The sequence below is a fragment of the Shewanella japonica genome, from assembly GCF_002075795.1.
Lineage (GTDB): Bacteria > Pseudomonadota > Gammaproteobacteria > Enterobacterales > Shewanellaceae > Shewanella > Shewanella japonica.
Genome location: NZ_CP020472.1, coordinates 3518416 through 3536013, shown reverse-complemented (window position 1 = coordinate 3536013; position 17598 = coordinate 3518416). Strand labels below are relative to the sequence as shown.

13 protein-coding genes are annotated in these 17598 nt (G+C 40.7%); 9 read left to right on the top strand and 4 right to left on the bottom strand.

What is annotated here, in order from left to right:
• Positions 1-254 precede the first annotated feature (254 nt).
• The gene (locus SJ2017_RS15240; protein WP_080916280.1) at positions 255-2546 is read right to left on the bottom strand and encodes a peptidase U32 family protein; all 2292 of its coding nucleotides are present in this window, start codon (positions 2544-2546) and stop codon (positions 255-257) included.
• Positions 2547-2672: 126 nt separating this feature from the next.
• On the opposite strand from SJ2017_RS15240, the gene SJ2017_RS15235 reads away from it, so the two are divergent.
• Complete coding sequence (locus tag SJ2017_RS15235; protein ID WP_055025082.1) at positions 2673-3332, top strand: glutathione S-transferase; 660 nt, start codon at positions 2673-2675, stop codon at positions 3330-3332.
• On the opposite strand, the gene SJ2017_RS15230 is transcribed toward SJ2017_RS15235, so the two are convergent.
• Complete coding sequence (locus SJ2017_RS15230; protein WP_055025081.1) at positions 3329-4117, bottom strand: SDR family NAD(P)-dependent oxidoreductase; 789 nt, start codon at positions 4115-4117, stop codon at positions 3329-3331. The two genes, SJ2017_RS15235 and SJ2017_RS15230, sit on opposite strands and share 4 nt — an antisense overlap.
• Positions 4118-4232: 115 nt before the next feature.
• Between SJ2017_RS15230 and SJ2017_RS15225 the strand changes: the two genes are divergently transcribed.
• Entirely contained in the window at positions 4233-4586 is a 354-nt protein-coding gene (locus SJ2017_RS15225) for a winged helix-turn-helix transcriptional regulator (protein ID WP_055025080.1), read from the top strand.
• Positions 4587-4657: 71 nt separating this feature from the next.
• Here SJ2017_RS15225 and SJ2017_RS15220 read toward each other — a convergent pair whose 3' ends face one another.
• Positions 4658-6070, bottom strand: coding sequence for an endonuclease/exonuclease/phosphatase family protein (locus SJ2017_RS15220; RefSeq protein ID WP_080916279.1), 1413 nt, complete (start codon positions 6068-6070; stop codon positions 4658-4660).
• Positions 6071-6451: 381 nt separating this feature from the next.
• Positions 6452-9037 carry an acylase gene (locus SJ2017_RS15215; RefSeq protein ID WP_080917494.1) on the bottom strand — a complete coding sequence of 862 codons (2586 nt, stop codon included), beginning with the start codon at positions 9035-9037 and terminating at the stop codon, positions 6452-6454.
• Between the two features lie 442 nt (positions 9038-9479).
• Between SJ2017_RS15215 and SJ2017_RS15210 the strand changes: the two genes are divergently transcribed.
• From SJ2017_RS15210 to pseG, 7 genes are all read left to right on the top strand, one after another.
• Complete coding sequence (locus tag SJ2017_RS15210) at positions 9480-11558, top strand: protein-disulfide reductase DsbD family protein (protein WP_080916278.1); 2079 nt, start codon at positions 9480-9482, stop codon at positions 11556-11558.
• 175 nt (positions 11559-11733) lie between these two features.
• Positions 11734-12255 carry a protein disulfide oxidoreductase gene (locus SJ2017_RS15205; RefSeq protein ID WP_080916277.1) on the top strand — a complete coding sequence of 174 codons (522 nt, stop codon included), beginning with the start codon at positions 11734-11736 and terminating at the stop codon, positions 12253-12255.
• A gap of 195 nt (positions 12256-12450) precedes the next feature.
• A complete protein-coding gene (locus SJ2017_RS15200) occupies positions 12451-12957 on the top strand; it encodes a prepilin-type N-terminal cleavage/methylation domain-containing protein (protein WP_055025076.1) in 507 nt (168 codons plus the stop codon).
• A 249-nt stretch (positions 12958-13206) separates the two neighbouring features.
• Complete coding sequence (locus SJ2017_RS15195; protein WP_080916276.1) at positions 13207-13986, top strand: class I SAM-dependent methyltransferase; 780 nt, start codon at positions 13207-13209, stop codon at positions 13984-13986.
• A gap of 689 nt (positions 13987-14675) precedes the next feature.
• Complete coding sequence (gene pseC / locus SJ2017_RS15190) at positions 14676-15824, top strand: UDP-4-amino-4,6-dideoxy-N-acetyl-beta-L-altrosamine transaminase (RefSeq protein WP_080916275.1); 1149 nt, start codon at positions 14676-14678, stop codon at positions 15822-15824.
• Positions 15821-16507 (top strand): pseudaminic acid cytidylyltransferase, encoded by a 687-nt coding sequence (gene pseF / locus SJ2017_RS15185; protein WP_080916274.1) that lies wholly within the window; start codon positions 15821-15823, stop codon positions 16505-16507. The genes pseC and pseF overlap by 4 nt, the downstream gene beginning before the upstream one ends.
• Positions 16504-17574: a UDP-2,4-diacetamido-2,4,6-trideoxy-beta-L-altropyranose hydrolase gene (pseG, locus tag SJ2017_RS15180; RefSeq protein ID WP_167692929.1), complete on the top strand. Its 1071-nt coding sequence runs from the start codon at positions 16504-16506 to the stop codon at positions 17572-17574. Before pseF ends, pseG begins: the two co-directional genes overlap by 4 nt.
• The last annotated feature ends 24 nt before the right edge of the window (positions 17575-17598 follow it).

Genomic DNA, 17598 nt, shown 5'->3' with positions numbered 1-17598 from the left:
TGGCTAAAACAACTGCTTAGAGGTATTTTTTAGGAGGATATGCTAAGGAGTATAAAAACCTTAATTTAAACAAGTGTTTAAACGGGATTAATGAACAATTGAGTTAATGTTAGGTGATACAATTTGTTGCAGGTTTTTTGCGTGGGCTAGCGTTAAATTTAAGGTTTTCAGTTTGTTATGAGCATAAAAAAGCCCTGCAAAATATAAGCAGGGCTAGATAGTATCTTTATTGCTAAGTCATAATGCCGTCAGACTTACAAACCATTTTGGTATTGCAGATGAGTAGACTCTGGCACCATTTTGGCTAACGTATCACTGGCATTACGTTGCCCATCGAGTAAGGCTTCAAATTGCTTAATGAGCGCCATTTTATCAGGTGATTCTCTATCGCCAGCACCAATATTGGTTAGATCAATCATAAAGCCATCAAACATATGGCTTAAATCTTCAATAATGTCAGTATTTAAAAATTGATCTTGATTATAAATACTTGGGTAACCTGCTTTTTGTTTATCAATGGCAAAGGAGTCGCCTTTCAGGTTTTTGATGCTAGTTGATTTGTCACAGGACAACATACAGCCATTATCAATTCTTGGCTTTTCACAGCCAACACTTTGCTGGAAGAAACACTGACGGCTAGCCATTAATAAAATTGGATGATAAATACTGTAGAGCATCTTAAAGTTATTTGGTCTGGCTATTTGCATAATTTGTTGGCGATTGATTTCGTTTGAAATAAAGGCGCCGCTGCACTCAAAGCCTTCTTGTAATGCTAATAGTGCATATGAATTAGTCGTATTTAGGAAGGGCCCAGCAATCCACTTAATGCCTAATCGATTAGCATGATAAGCGATACCAGTATTGTTCGTAACGATTAACGGCGGCTTCACGTGCTCAAGAATATTCAATGCGACATCGTAATCTTTACCAATTAGCACAGGCGGGAACCAAGGTATTAGACGAGGATTTTGCTGTAAAAAGTCGACATACTTGGTGCAACCACGTTTATAAGCATCGGGTAATTTAAAATAAATATCCCCGTCAGTGATGTTGGCTAAATCTGCGTCGGCTTCATCACAAATCAACATTGAAAGCGCCGGCTTTTGGCCTTCAGGTTTTGGGTGGCGTGCAAGCTTTGGCAATTCCACTTCTGGGATGACTTCAATACCATCGTTCAAATAAGCTAATAACTCATTTTTCAGCGTGGTGATTTCACGATAAGGGATACTCATGCCATCAGTGAGATCTTGGGTGTTTAACTCGACTAAATCATAGTTGGCGTTATTAATATTTTTAAAGCGCTTTTCAATGGCTTCTTGATCAACGCTTAACTTTTCACTTGGACGCATTAAACTGGTTGAACTCAACACAATTGTCTTCGAGTCAATATCACTTAAATCACTGCTATTTTGCTCAGTGGTTACTGTCAATGTTAAGGGCTTTTCTTGTTCGCTGGCAAACGTTAACTTGAGTTTAATTTTTTCAATACTCAAATGCGCAATTTTGTCATCGACCGAGGCATTGATTTGTTTTTTATCCACTTGCAATTGTTGCTGTGCGTCATGGATTTGGACTACTGAAATCGATTCGCCTTTTTCGGCTTTAAGCTTATCGACCAAGTGATTTTTAGAGTTATCACGAGGGTTATCAATAAACATCGATTGGTTTAAGTCACCACGTAAAAATGCATTGGTGAAATCACGGTTAAAGACTTTATAAAGTCGCTCGCCATCTTGGGTGAGTTCTCCGGTTTCTATATAGCCATCGATTTGCTTACGGAAACTGTCAATAACGGTATGGACGTAGCTTGCGCCTTTGATCCGACCTTCAACTTTAAAGGAATAAACACCCGCATCAATGAGTTTAGGTAAGTCAAAAAATGCTGAGTTATCTTTAATGTTTAACGGGAAGTTATTGCCCGACTCTGTGGTTTCGTATTCTTCACGACAAGCTTGGCTGCAGCGGCCACGGTTACCTGAGTTACCCGCACTAGCAGAGGTTGAGTAACAAAGCCCTGAAAATGCCACACACAATGAGCCATGAACAAACACTTCTAATAAGGTATCGTGCTCTTTTGCTACCGTGGCAAGTGCGGTTATTTCTCTTAAGTTTAATTCTCGAGATAAGTTAACTCGGGTTGCACCTAAGGTCTTTAAAAATGGAATTTGGCCAGCATTATGAGTGGTTAGCTGAGTTGATGCATGAATATCCAGCGTAGGGAAGTGCTTACGCAATACGTACAGTAAGCCCATATCTTGAACGATAACGCCATCTAATGTGGTGTTAACCAATTTGTTGAGTAGTTTTATGAGTGTTTTGAACTCTTGCTCTAAAATCACAATGTTCAAGGTTAAAAATATTTGGCAGTCATATTGATGAGCCAATCTAATGATCCCAACTAACTGATCGAATGAAATATTAGCAGCACGGTTACGGGCATTAAAAGTATCTAGGCCGCAATAAACAGCATCTGCTCCAGCTATAATGGCCGCTTTAATTGCATCGACATCACCACCAGGGGCTAATAATTCAATCTTAGATTTCATGCTTTATAAGGTTCTCAGTTAATTTTAATGGGGGGATGTTACCCGTATATGTTGCGAATGAATATGGTTAAAGTACATAATTAATTAGTAAACCCGTATATAAGTTGTAAGGGAAGCAAGACAACAATGAATAAAATCATGGATTTACCTGTAATCTACTCGTTAAGAAATTGTCCTTTTGCAATGCGAGCTCGTATTGCCATTTATAAGTCGAAACAGCCTGTATTACTGCGTGACTTAGTATTAAGCGACAAACCCGCTGAAATGCTATCGGTATCGCCTAAAGGCACTGTGCCAGTCGTTGTGACCCCAACGGGTACTATTATAGAAGAAAGTTTTGAAGTGATGTTATGGGCGTTGACCCAAGGCGATCCTGATGACTTGTTGTTTGCCGATGATGACACTTTAGATAGCATGTTGGCGCTAATCTACACCTTTGATAGCGAGTTTAAGCGCTGTTTAGAAAACTACAAATGCGCTAAACGTTATAGTGAATCTAATATTGTGGAATGCAGACAAGCTTGCGAAAAGTACATCGTTAAGTTGGAAGAATTACTGTCACAGCATCGCTTTTTAATGGCTGATAGAGAAAGCTTAGCAGATATTGCAATACTGCCGTTTATTCGTCAATTTGCCCGGGTTGAGCGGCAATGGTATCTACACGCTCCATATCCTCATTTACGTATTTGGCTGAATCGTTATTTGCAAAGCAAGATGTTCAGTAAAGTCATGACTAAACATCCGCTTTGGTTAGAAAATCGAGAAGATATTCTGTTTTGTGGTTAATTCCTACCTGCCATTACTCCGCCGTCAATATCCCATATGGCGCCTGTAACCCAACTGGATTGCTCACTGAGTAAAAAGTCGATTGTTGCCGCTACATCATCTGAGGTACCAATTCTGCCAATGGGGTGAAACTTATTGAAAGAGGCTAAGGTTTCATCGATTGCATCAGGTTCAATGAATGCCCCATAGATAGGGGTGTTAACCACAGCGGGGGAGACTGCATTCACTCGAATATTGTATTCAGCTAGCTCCATTGCCATATGCTGAGTTAGTGAGTGCAAACCCGCTTTTGCCATAGAGTAAGCAGATGATGGCGTTGCTTTAATCGCTTGTTTAGCCCACATTGAGCCAACATGTACAATTGCGCCAGCTTGATATTGACGCATGTTTTTAGCGATTGCTTGGGAGATAAAAAAGCTCGCACGATTCAGGTTTATATAACTATCGTAATCTGATTGCTGGTGGTCTAAAAAGGCGGTAGGGATGAATTTACCTGCTGCGTTAACAAAGTATTGAATGTGATGCTGTGCTTGTTCAATGATACTGATGAGTCGTGCGATATCATCACCTTGATATAAATCTGCTTGCAGGGTTTGTAGTGAGGCTGTTGAAGGTATTTCATCTAATACGGTTTTAGCTGCGATTAATTTATCTACTGAACTGCCGACAATTAAGGTGTTGATGCCTTGAGCAAGCAAACGCTTAGCACTTGCTAACCCTATGCCACTTGAACCGCCTAAGACGATGGCTGAAAACGCATCGAGTGATGGTGTTAAATTATTCATCAGTTGACTCCAAATTGTTTGAGTTATATTGCCTATAGACTCAGTTTAATAAACGCTTTAGGCTATTGAAAAATAGGCACAATTTAGTGTCATAGGTACTTATTGGTACATATTTATGAAAACAAAAGAAAATTTATTTTCAAAGAAGTCAGCACCCAATAAAAGTGCGCGTATGGTTGAAGCGATTTATGGATGTAAGTGGTCACTGACTGTGTATCAGTTATTGGCAAATGGTATCAATCGACCTGGGGCTATGGTTAGTCATGTTGAGGGCTTAACCACAAAAGTGCTCAATGTGTGTTTAAAGCGAAATGTTGAGTTTGGTATTTTAGAAAAAATCACTTTCAACGAGCTTCCACCAAGAGTTGAGTACAAGGTAACTGACTTTGGCCAAAAGTTTTTACGCATCCTAGATGAGTTAGAGAAATTACAGCAAGAAATTGATACTGATTTTTCATCACTAAATTGACACAAAAAACCCGCAATGCTTGCGGGCTTTTATATTAGAAGTAAACTGTTTCAGCTCACTATATTGACGGTTTAAAGTTCTACGTTAATCCAGACTAAACGGTGATCAGAAGAAACTGACTTTCCGCCGCCGCCCCAATTACCTACACGCTCGTCATTCATCATTAGACGACCTTCTTCAAAAGTCGCTGGCCAGAATACACCTGAATCAGTCACATTCAAGTCACTTGAAGGGATAACGTGGTCTAAGCGTAAACCAGATGTGCTGGTCACAAGATCTGGGTACTTAGTGCCCCAGTTTTCTTCTTTACATTCACCGTTAGACAAACACTCTGGTCCGCCTAAGCTACTTGGTGCGTAAATTCCGTGAGTAGCAAGTTGGTTAACTTGGTCACTGTACATTAAGTCTTTGATGGTATCTAAGTAGCCATCACCAGATTCTGGATCAGCGTTCAAGTCACCTAAGATCACAAATGATGCATCGCTATCGATACCGCCTTTGTTACCTTCATCATCGTAAATATAGCTACCTTCACCAGATGTGTAATCATCCCAGAATTTGATTTCAGCACGGTTAAGTAACTTGTTGTTTTCAGTCACAGTGTCGAAAATAGGTGGTGTTGGGTGCGACATTAATAAGTGAATGACTTTATCGCCATCTGCTGTAGGAATAATAATAGGGGCATCAACATGGTTCTTAGATGACATTGGCTTTTCTGCCCATGCCTCAGCGCTGTACCATTCATCACCACATGCCTTTCCTTCTGGGATCGGATTGTTTTCGTCTTCACAGTTAATGATGGTTGGGTTGGTTTCACCTGGCACGTCTTTCCATTTGAAGTCTTGGAAAGTACGGATGTTATCTGTATCAATTGGGTATTGAGATAGTAAGCTGAATGCATATTGACCGTGGTAGAAGCCAAAGCCCCAAGCATCATCAGGAAGGGCAACTTTACCATCGTGGTTCAAGTCGTGACCACTTAATAGGCCAGTATTTGTGGCGAAGTTTTCAAAATAACCAAACTGTATTGGCTCAAGGGCTTCAAATTCTTCAGATGTTGAACCTAACGCATTTTGTGGCACAGTCAGGTAGTTTAAACGGAAACCTTGAATTGCTTGTTGGCTTTCTGCTGTCCCATCGTTATTGAATTCACCCATCCATAAGATTGCAGGTCGTTCAGTTTGGATAATTGCTGCAACGTTGCGAATTTGAATAACCTTTTCTGCAACAGCTAGTTCTTCGTCGCTGAGTGACTCATCGAACCATTTCTCCATTAATTCATCTTGCTCTGCGACGGTTAACGCCATTTCAGCGACAAGATCTTCAAAGGTGTTTCTGTCAAATGACAAGTTATAAGCACCGATGCGTACATCTGTTGTTTCAGGTGCTGGTTCACCTGGATAGTAGTTGTTTGTTTCGTCGTTGCAACCCGTAAGCAACGCTACACCGACAGCTAAAGCTGCAGCAGTTTTAAACATTTTCATATTGAACCCCATTTATTATTTATGTATTCCCTTTACTGGGAATTGAGCGAGATTTTAGCCATGTGTAATGAGGGGCTACAAATAAAATATACCAATGTAAATGCCGGGTTAATCGCAGATCTGTTTGTGTCTTAATTGGGTCTTGAGTGTTTGTTGTGGGTTGCGCTTAGGTTGGTTTTGTTGGTGTTTATTGCGAGTTGCTTAATTGAGCGGGCCGCTGTTGGATTAACTTGATTTTACCATTACGTCTTGAGCTTTTTAGCTGTACTTGTATCAATATAAAGCCCGCGAAATGCGGGCTTAGTATTGATGACAACTTATATGCAGCTAAAGGTGCATCTATAGATGCCGCTAAGTGATTATTAACGAGTTAACAGTAAGCTATTCACCTTTTTGAAAGCTTAGTTCAGTCGTGGACTCAACGGATGCGGCAATATCAGCTTCATTAAATAGAAACGGACGCAATTGCTTTTCTGTTGAATAAAGCACACTTTGATCGGCAAAAGAGGGACTAAGAATATTATTCGACTCAGAATAAGTTAAGATTCCTTTAGCCACAGGGCCATCATCAGTAAAGCTCACCGCCATCATCCAGCTTGAACCATAGCGAATGTGATAGCCTTCGGCAGTTAACCCTGAAGCCAAAGGTGCCCCTGATACCGCGTCCATCACTGCGGCATATTCATGCTGAGGTATTAAAGTATCATCGCCTGACAAGCTGGTAGAAAATACATTAAATCCGCCTTCTGCATTGTGGGTTCCAGGCCAAGGTAGTTTGGTGCCAGAAGCGCTGCCATCAGGCAATGATTTTTCAACAAATTGAACAGACCCCATTGGCGCATCAACTTCAAATCCTGCCGCTTCAACATTAAGAGTTGCACGAGCAAGTGCTACGAGCGCACTGCCATCTGTGGTTAAGGTATGGGGCGTAGTTGCGGCATTGTTGTAGTCAAATGGCACAGCTAACATGCTGTTTTGATCAAACTGATGTGCAAACTCACGAATTAATGCGCCGCCAACGCTGTCGTTATCTTGTTTACCGTTCCACGCCTTTAGCGCAATACAAGCGCCACTGATATCTTTAGAAATCGAATCAGTCACCATGACTGGCGTGTCAGCTTGTGCATCACACTGGCTGATTAGGTCAGTAAAAATAAGATCGTTTAAATATATCCGGTTAGACAGCAGCGCGGTCTCTAGCTCATCAATATTAAACTTACCATCATCACCTGCTGCATCTTCCATTAAAGTAAGTGCCATGCGGGTACGAAGTGACAGTTGGCCTCGCTCAGGGCCATACATTGGTGAATAATTTTCTAATGGCTCATCAAGGTTAGTTGACCAGAATGAGTTATTAGAGTTTTGCACAAAGTCAGTACGTTCAAGCTTTGGCGCTCGGTTGTACGGCATTGGGCTGTCGAAATCAAAAATAGAGGTGTTACCAGGTAAGATGGTAAAGCCTGCTTGTTCTCTAGCCGCAATAATATCCGGGTTGGTTTTTAGCAAAGATACGGCAAAGTCACTTAAGCCCGGCACTGTTGAGTCATCAATGTAAAAGGCATTACCTTCTTTATCGGCGTACATGGTGTTATTAAAAATAACCCCGTCATAGTTCTTAAAGGCTTGTTGAAACTCATCTTTATTGGTAGCGCGATTCATTGCAAACCAATGATCGATAGGATCTTTAGTTGCCATATTAGCATCTTGAATCATAAAGGCTTGGCCATCATCCCAACCAAAAGGAGCAAGTCCAACAGGGGCTTCTACAATTGGTCCTTTAGCCGTGGTATAGATGTCTTTTTCCGCAATGAGCATACCTGCAGGTCCGCCATTAACGAGGACTTGCACGGTTTCTTTGTTGATTGGCATGGGTTTACCTTCATAAAGGTATTGCATGCGATCGCCACTGACTAGCTCAAGGTTATACATCACAAAATGCTCGGCAGTTGAGAAGGTATGTGTCCAAGCTAGGTCTTTGTTAAAGCCAATATTGATTAACCCTGGCATGCCAACGAGTGATCCGCCCATGACATCAAGCTGGCCTGGAATCGTGATATGCGATTGCCAAAAACGCAAGTTGCCCGTATGAGGGAAATGCGGATTACCTAGCACCATTCCTTTGCCATTTTCAGTTTTATCTTTACCGAGTCCCCAGCCGTTTGAGCCTAAATCACGAGGGTTGGTATCTGGTGTAGTAATGGTATTGGCACGAGCGATTAATTTGGTTTTCACATCTTGAATAAAGGCGGTTTGCATTGCTGATGGCGCTGGGCCAACAATACGTGGCAGGTACTCTTCAGCATCACCAGGATTAGCATAAAAGATCAAATCTAAAAAGTTAGCTGCGCCCGGTAATAAGGCGATAGAGAATAAATAGTTTGCAACATCGACCCCTTCAATGGGCTTAACCCAAGGTTGACCTGCGCAAAAAGGGGAAGCTTGCTGTTCCCCAGCATCGACGTCAGCAAGATACTGGTTGTATCCTGCGCTGAAGCCTTCCATTAATGCACGTGAGTTATAACTAAATTGTGAGTATTGGTTTTCGGCTAACTCGCGAATTTTAAGTGCTTTATAAGCAAAATCTGAAATTAAATTGCCGTTATCTTCAGCTGTTGGAAGCCCTGTGGCAAAGTCAATTGAGGCGTGAGGCCCAAAATACATTGAGCGTTCAGAATTGGCTTTGATAAATCCATCGGCAAGTATACATAAGTTATCTTGTGCTTGGGCGTACCCGCTGCCAAACGCCAAGCTTTCAAGGTTGTCGGCTTGAATATGTGGAACGCCATAAGCAGTTCGACGAATTTGTGCTTTAAGCATCCCGTCTGGTGCAAAAGCTTGCAGTGGCTGTGTGACTTCAGGTTCAGGGGTAACTTCAGGGGAGCGAGAGTAGTCGGTGTCATTGCCGCAACCAGCGATAAAAACTGAAGATGCAACGCCAATAGCTAGCATGAGTTTATTCAAATGCATTACTTTCATGGAAAATTATCCTTATTATTGTTGTCTCATTTTATTGATAAATGAGTGAGTCTTGCCTTTCCTTGGTGTCTCAACTTCAGAGCAGTTGTGCCTTTAGGGCCACAATATCGAAATACAACAAAAACACCTGATTCGATTAAAGCAATCATTCAAACGTATGTCTATATTTAACCTGTTTCAGCTTATGTCAGACATAAAGCGCTAGATGAGAGTAGGTAAAATGGGTGGGTTGTCATGAAAATCAATAAATAAAGTACCGCTTCACAGATTTACACTTTATCCACTAATTTAGTGACATTAGATGAACTATTTTGTCATTATTTCGGTCTATTAAGCTGCCATTGCCTATGTCCTTGGTAACGCATTTTTTTATTGTCATTTTACAACCGTATTTATTGCTCGAGCAGAATGAGGGCAATATAAGGAAAGTTTGTTGAATATTGTCAAAACGATCATTTTTTCTACTTTGATGTTGATGCTGGCAAGCATCACTCCATTGGCCAATGCTGCTACGACAGGTTGGCTAGTCAATGATAATCATCCGCCAGTAAAAGTTCGCTTTATGCTGACCGGAGAGCTTGATGAAAAAACCAATACGGTTCCTGCCATTTTAGATGTGCAATTAGATGATGATTGGAAGATGTACTGGCGTACGCCGGGTGAGGGCGGCATTGCCCCGAAAATAGATTGGAGTGAGTCATCGAATCTTGGAGACGTGAATTGGCAATGGCCGACGCCTCAGCAATACACCATCATGGGTTATAAAACCCAGGGTTATCAAGGTGAGGTGGTATTCCCTATTGCGCTGAAGGTCGAAGATATTAATGCGCCAACGTCACTGATGGGCAAATTTACCTTATCATCTTGCACGACTGTCTGTGTTCTGACGGATTATCAGCTCGAATTGGATTTAACCGCGAATCAACTTCAAGCAGACACTGAAGCGATGTTTGAGTTCAATAAAGCCATTTCGGCAGTGCCACAATTAGTGGATATTGATACGGCTAATGATCAAGTTAATGTTGGGTGGGACAAAGCGCAAAACCTACTCCAAGTGACGTTATTAGATGACAGTTGGCGTCAGCCACAGGTCATTGTTGATGGCGATAAAGAAACCAATTTCAATCCTATTAGCGTAAGTCGACAAACACGTGATGATGGTTCGAAAGTATGGACGGCTTTTTTTGAGGTATCGACTTGGAACGAAGACGCCCAATTGGATACGAAGCAACTGAATATTACGGTAAGTGATAATCAGCGAGCGTATGAATACGCAGCGAATGTTCGGTTAGCCTCAATTGATATGTCAGATAATTCATTACTGACAATGCTATTTTTTGCATTACTAGGCGGGTTGATTCTTAATGTGATGCCTTGTGTATTGCCTGTATTAGGGATGAAGTTAAGTTCTGTTATTGCTGCGCCTAACTTGCAGAAAAATCAAATAAGAACCCAATTTATCGCTTCTGCATTTGGCATTATTGTGTCGTTTTGGCTGTTGGCTGCCTTTGTGATTATGCTGAAGGTTACGGGACAAGCTGTGGGATGGGGCGTGCAATTTCAAAACCCTTGGTTTATTGGGTTTATGGTGATTGTCACTTCTGTATTTTCGCTGAATATGCTTGGTGCATTCGAAATAAATCTTCCATCGAGTTTGCAGACTAAACTTGCTACCACGGGTGGCAATGATCATCGAGGTCATTTTTTACAAGGCATGTTTGCCACTTTACTCGCCACCCCCTGTAGTGCCCCGTTTTTAGGGACCGCAGTGGCTTTTGCCTTAGGGGCAGATGTACTTAGCTTAGTGGTCATCTTTACTGCATTAGCAATAGGAATGGCACTACCCTGGCTATTAGTGGCTATGTTTCCGCAAATAGCCGGTTATTTCCCTAAACCAGGGCGCTGGATGAATATCGTTAAAGTGTTCTTCTCGGTGCTATTGTTGATGACAAGTTTATGGCTAATCAGCCTATTATCAAGCTTTATCAATGTCATAGCTCTATGGGTCATTGCGGCTGTGTTAGTGCTAGGTTTCTTTGGGCTTATGGCCAAGCAATATGGCGTTCCAGCTGTTATTGCAAGTTTTAGCATGGTGGTGATGTTTGCTGCTATTGGCGCATTTGCAACGTCTGATGACTGGTCAAATCCGCTGCCAACGGATCTCACTTGGACGCCTCTTGAGCAAACAGATATTGCAAGTAGCGTGGCTCAAGGCAAAACGGTATTTGTGGATGTAACCGCTGATTGGTGTATTACCTGTAAAGCCAACAAGGTTGGGGTGATTTTACAAGACCCTGTTTATTCAATGCTAAAACAAGACCATATGGCGTTAGTGGAAGGTGATTGGACAACAGCATCGCAACCGATTACTGATTACTTACAAAGTCATGGCCGATTCGGGGTGCCGTTTAACGTGGTTTACGGCCCTAATGCACCAGATGGGATAAAGCTCCCGGTCATTTTAACGACAGAACAAGTGCTTGCTGCAATTGAGCAAGCATCAGCTCGATAAGTTTTTATCAACCAATGTGAATACAAATGTTGAGTCTGGCGGTCTAGTCAACGAGCAGTCGCAATACTGAGTAAAAACCTGAGTCTGAATATCAGAACTGAAATCAGTAGTAAAACCTGTATTGCGATAATCGAGCCTTCTTAGACACGATAAGACATTGGAACACCAGATAACGATGAAAGAGCCCAACCAGAAAACATGGGGTAAGAAACTACTCAGTGGTTTAAAACAATTATCAATCATGTTGATTTTGTTTATTTTGGTATCGACAGTGGTTGATCTTTGGCGAGGAAAAGATTTACCAACAGAGTCATTACCAACGATGACTGCAGTCGACTTAAATGGTGACCTTGTTGATGTGTTGGCCATGAGCTATGACGATGCCGTGTTAGTCTACTTTTGGGGAACATGGTGTCCTGTATGTCAATTTGTGACTCCAGCAGTAGATATACTTAGTGAACACTATTCAGTGGTCTCGGTCGCAATGAGCTCAGGCAGTGATAAAAAAATGAAGCACTTTTTGTCTGACAAAGGATATACATTAAGTACGATAAATGATCGACAAGGTTTCTTATCTCGTAAGTGGTCTGTGCAAGTGACGCCTACTGTCATGGTATTTAAAAACGGTGAATTGCAATATTACACCACCGGCTTTACCAGTTTACCCGGGATGTGGTGGCGATTACTCACAGCCTAGCTCACTACTAAAATAAATTTCGCCTTACTAAAAAACCAACACCAGCATAGTGTTGGTTTTTTATTATGTGGTTATGGGTATAGGTCATTGGTTTTCTTAGCTTGAATAAGGCGTTAGGTAGGGTTATAACTGATATTAGAATGATTTTTTATTGAACAAATCTGACCTTGCTTTTTATAACCGCTTAGGTGAACTATGAAAAAATTTAACCTGATTGAGTCAAATAATGCGGGATTTACATTGATTGAAATGGTTGTGGTTATCATTATTTTAGCCGTGCTTGCAATCATCGCAGCCCCCAAGTTTTTAAACCTGAAAACCGATGCATCCATTGCAAGTCTCGATAGCTTAGAGGCCGCCATAAAGTCGGCTAATTCAATTGTTTACTCTAAGCTGGCAATTGAAGGTAAAGAAAAGCTTTCTTCGTCCTCTATTGAACTTAACGGAGAAACTATCACCACAAGCTTTGGTTTTATTTCGCCTACTGCTGACAATATTGAAAATGCGATAGAGGGAAGTTTTGAGCAAGTAAATAACCTTAATGCTGAGATCACTGCTGATTGGGGCACCTTTGAAATTGCAGGGATCTTGGTGTTGTTATTTCCAAAAGGCTATACCTTCACTGATACTTGCTACTTTTTTTACTTAGCATTTCCTGGCGCTACCGAACCGAGTTTTTTTGCAAACCAAACCGGTTGCTAAGAGTGGTTGTTATAAGGTTATTCTTCGTATTCTACGATGTGCAATAGTGGCTAGTGTCTCTCGTAAGTCGGTTAAATATAGACATAATTGGCAACATATTAGTGTGTGCGCATATAACGTCAGTGACGTATAGTCACTATGACATACAATTACAGCATAAAATTACGGCATACAATAACTAAGATAATTGTTGAACCTAAGCGAGTTTGACTAGCAACTCATTACATTGAGCGGAAAAGGAAGATTGACATGTTAAGGATTGATAAGAGTAAGACTTGGATTGCTGCAGTGATAGCTGGAACCTCTTTGTTGTGTAGTTTTTCATCTTTTGCTGCTCTTACGCCATTTCAACAAGATGTCATTGAAGTGATGAAAATGGAGCATCGTACAGATGCCGATAAGCAAAGGGATGATAATCGTGCCCCTTATTATGCGTTGGAATTTTTTGGCTTAACAAAAGAGATGAAGGTTATTGAATTCGCTCCTGGTGATGGTTGGTATAGCAAAATACTGGCCCCGCTGTTAAAAGATCAAGGTGAATTGCACTTAGCCTATAAAGCAGAATGGCTAGAAGGTTTGAATGATCTGTTAGCAAAAGATGCGATGAGTAAAGCGCAAAAGCTACCTATAGCATTGGACTGGAACCCAAAAGCAAGAAGTTACACATTAGGTAATATTGATTTTGGTATGACAGATGCCGATATGATGCTCAGTATTCGCGAGTACCATAACTTCAATGTAGAAGATAAAACTAAACTGAATAAAGCCACATTTGATGCGTTAAAACCGGGGGGGATTTATGTGATTGTTGATCATACTCGACGTCACATGATGCCTGAAACTGATGAAATGCGTCGCCGTGAAGATCCTGTCGATGTGATTTTAGAAGTGCAAGCCGCAGGATTTGAGTTAGAGAAGTCATCGAATATGTTTTACCGCCCTGATGATGAATTACGTTACGAGGTTGGGCGTAAAACCGTGACTGGCAATACGGACAGATTCACTTTGGTATTTAGAAAACCAAAGTAAATAATATCAATTGAGCTCATTGAGTGAATAAAACGGCATATGGTTTCCCTATGTCGTTTTTTATGGCTGAAATAAGGCCAAATGCCAAGCTTTCGGTGATGCTGCTCAACTATATTATTGTTAGAGATTGAATGAATGAAATTTTCTATGCTAGAAATATTAGTCAGTTGCTGTGTGCAGAGTATTCAATTTCGTTAGTCAACATTTTGACAAAGGCGGCGACATGCGAAAATGTGAGCTTCAAATACCACCTTTTTAGACTCGGGTGATAAAAAATGCCTAAGTCGATAGTTAGTTGAGCTTATAGAGTGATAGACTCAAGCTAGCGGTAGGTTTAGTTAAGTAATTAAAAATAATGCATATTATTGTTGGTAAATTACTCAAAAAATACAGGCTTAGAAATACGCAGCTAGAAATTTTCCCAGAGTGCGTTAAGTAAGCTTATTGTGGTGTGATTTTTGCTTTTAACTATTTATACCTAACGCTGTAAGTAGTATTAATTTTGCTATAAAGCACCTTGTAAGAATGTAATGGGAAATATTTTCCTTTTAAATTCCTTCTGTTTCCATTTTTCTAAAGGCTTTCGCATTAGTTCTTAGGTATGTGGTTATTGATATTTGGCTTTAAGAGGAATTGCGTCAACTCCTCGTGATTGAACTGATAATGATTTTAGATGAGGCTTAATAGTGATGATTCCTTATGGTCACCAAAATATTAATCAAGATGATATTGACTCAGTCGTAAATGTTTTACGTTCGGATTATTTAACTCAAGGACCACAGGTACCTTTATTTGAAAGAAACATTGCTTCGTTGACTAACGCAAAATTTGCTGTGGCTTCAAGTAGTGCTAGTGCTATGTTGCATGTAGCTTGTTTAGCTTTAGGAGTAACTAAAGGGGATCGTGTTTGGACTAGTCCTATAACATTTGTAGCATCAGCAAACTGTGCTTTACATTGTGGAGCACAGATTGACTTTGTTGATATTGATTTTAATACAGCGAATATGTGCCCCAAAGCACTAGCTTCAAAATTAAAAATAGCAAAAGAAAATGGGACTTTACCCAAGGTCATTATACCTGTTCATATGGCTGGTCATAGTTGTGACATGGAAACTATAGCTGTATTAGCTAAAAAGTATGGTGTAAAAATCATCGAAGATGCTGCGCATGGAATTGGTGGACAATATAAAGAGAATAAAATTGGCAGTTGCCGATATAGTGATATAACTATATTTAGTTTTCATCCTGTAAAAATTATTACTTCTGCTGAGGGGGGAGTTGCAACTACGAATGATGTAGAGCTTGCTAACAAGATGGGACTGTTTCGCAGCCATGGGATTACTAAAGATACAGAGTTGTTATCTAGGCCTAATGAAGGAGATTGGTATTATGAACAACAGCTTTTAGGTTTAAATTATCGTATGACGGATCTGCATGCTTCTCTTGGTAATAGCCAGTTAAACCGAATAAATGAGTTTATAGAAAGTAGACATAAGCTTGTAAGAAGGTATCAAAGTCTGTTGGCAAATAGTGATATTAGAATTGTAACTCCACTGTCTAATAGCATCAGTTCTTATCATTTATTAATTGTACAATTACCTAACAAGTTACATCGTAAGTTGGTTTTTAACCATATGCGAGAAATGGGTATTTGTGTGCATGTTCATTATTTTCCTGTTCACCTGCAGCCTTACTATCAAGAGCTTGGCTTTAAGAAAGGTGATTTTCCGCAAGCCGAAGCTTACTATCAATCTTGCCTCACTTTACCTTTGTTTCCTGATTTAACCTCCGAGGAATTAGCATTCATTTGTGACACTCTAAAGGAGTTAATCAAGTGAGAATTGCAATTATTCCTGCTCGTGGTGGCAGTAAACGTATTCCAAAGAAAAATATCCGCTCTTTTTGTGGTAAGCCAATCATTGCAAGATCGATTGAAGCGGCGATTGAATCTGAATTATTCGATCATGTTATTGTGTCTACTGATTGTCAGGAAATCGTAAAAATTGCCAAAGATTACGGCGCTGAAGTTCCCTTTGTTAGACCTGCTGAATTATCAAATGATGTGGCGACAACGCGTGTTGTGGTAAATCACACCATTAATTGGGTCAACGATAACTTAGGTGATGTTGAGCATGCTTGCTGCTTGTATGCAACAGCACCGTTTGTAACAGCCAAAGCGATAAAGCAAAGTTTTGCTCAACTTATTGAAGTGGGGACAGACTTTTGCTTTACCGTGACAAGTTTTGCCTCACCTATCCAGCGTGCATTATTTATGAATGACGCTGGCCATGTTGAAATGTTTACCCCGCATCAATTACAAACTCGCTCTCAAGATCTCGTCGAGGCCTATCACGATGCAGGACAGTTTTATTGGGGTAAAGCTGAAGCTTTTTTACGAGGAGATATAATGTACTCCAACCATGCTACGCCTTTTATTGTGCCGAGGTATCAAGTGCAAGATATTGATACTGAAGAAGATTGGGTGTTTGCTGAACGTATATTTCTAGCGGGAAGAATGTGAAAAAAGTCTTAATCCGTGCAGATAGTGGCCGCCATATCGGTAGCGGTCATATCATGCGTTGTTTGACTATTGCAAAGTTACTCAAAAAACTGGGTGCAGAAGTGACATTTTGTTGTCGTAATCATATTGGTCATCAATCTGACGTTTTGAGAGCGTTTCCGCTTGTCATGCTGCCAGAGCCTGAAGAATATACCCAGGAGCATGGTGAATATCCTCATAGTCATTGGTTGGGATGCACAGAAGAAAAAGATGCTGAGCAGACGATACGTGAGTTAACACGAGCTGGTATAAAGCCTGATTGGGTCATCGTTGACCATTTCTCTTTAGGTGCAATCTGGGAGCAAAAGTTAACATCAGAAACCCACGCTCGTGCTTTGGTCATTGATGGACTCAGAGATAGGCCGCATGAATGTCAGCTTCTTATTGATCCAACACTAAATAAACGTTCTGCTACACCAGGAGAAGGTCAGGTACTTTTTGGCCCTTGGCACATTCCCCTTCGTGAGGAATTTACCGAGATTAATCCAAAACGAAGAACTGAACTTAACAAAGTGTTTGTGTGTTTTGGTGGCGTTGATAAAGATGACATCACGGGACAAGTTTGTGATGTGTTAACCAAGCCGTCATTTCGAAACAAGTTAGAAAAAGTCGATGTTGTGGTTGGATCGTCATACCCTCACATTGAGCGACTTAGTGCATTATGTCAGCAATATTCAGGCTATTTGAATCTTGAAGTTCAATCGACACGAATATCAAAACTGATGGCAGATGCTGATTTAGCCATTGGTGCTGGTGGCGGAATTTCTTGGGAACGTTGCGCCGCAGCATTGCCAGCGCTTTGTTGGACGATTGCAGATAATCAGACCGTACCTAATGAACAACTAGCCAGCTTAAATGCCATTATTCACCTCGGAAAAGTGAGTGAAAATTTAACGCACGAACTTGAGTCAAAGATGGCTTTATTATTCGCACAACCTGAAATGTTGTCAGCGATGTCTGCGAGTGCAAAAAAGGTCATGTTAGGGTGGGATAAGAAAAATACTTGGATGACACAGATACTCAACTAAGTGATTAAAATTAGGAATAAAATT

Bases quoted from the DNA above. Each gene is read 5' to 3' on its own strand.
- SJ2017_RS15240 (WP_080916280.1), bottom strand. From the start codon at position 2,546: ATGAAATCTAAGATTGAATTATTAGCCCCTGGTGGTGATGTCGATGCA.
- SJ2017_RS15235 (WP_055025082.1), top strand. From the start codon at position 2,673: ATGAATAAAATCATGGATTTACCTGTAATCTACTCGTTAAGAAATTGT.
- SJ2017_RS15230 (WP_055025081.1), bottom strand. From the start codon at position 4,117: ATGAATAATTTAACACCATCACTCGATGCGTTTTCAGCCATCGTCTTA.
- SJ2017_RS15225 (WP_055025080.1), top strand. From the start codon at position 4,233: ATGAAAACAAAAGAAAATTTATTTTCAAAGAAGTCAGCACCCAATAAA.
- SJ2017_RS15220 (WP_080916279.1), bottom strand. From the start codon at position 6,070: ATGAAAATGTTTAAAACTGCTGCAGCTTTAGCTGTCGGTGTAGCGTTG.
- SJ2017_RS15215 (WP_080917494.1), bottom strand. From the start codon at position 9,037: ATGCATTTGAATAAACTCATGCTAGCTATTGGCGTTGCATCTTCAGTT.
- SJ2017_RS15205 (WP_080916277.1), top strand. From the start codon at position 11,734: ATGAAAGAGCCCAACCAGAAAACATGGGGTAAGAAACTACTCAGTGGT.
- SJ2017_RS15200 (WP_055025076.1), top strand. From the start codon at position 12,451: ATGAAAAAATTTAACCTGATTGAGTCAAATAATGCGGGATTTACATTG.
- SJ2017_RS15195 (WP_080916276.1), top strand. From the start codon at position 13,207: ATGTTAAGGATTGATAAGAGTAAGACTTGGATTGCTGCAGTGATAGCT.
- pseC (WP_080916275.1), top strand. From the start codon at position 14,676: ATGATTCCTTATGGTCACCAAAATATTAATCAAGATGATATTGACTCA.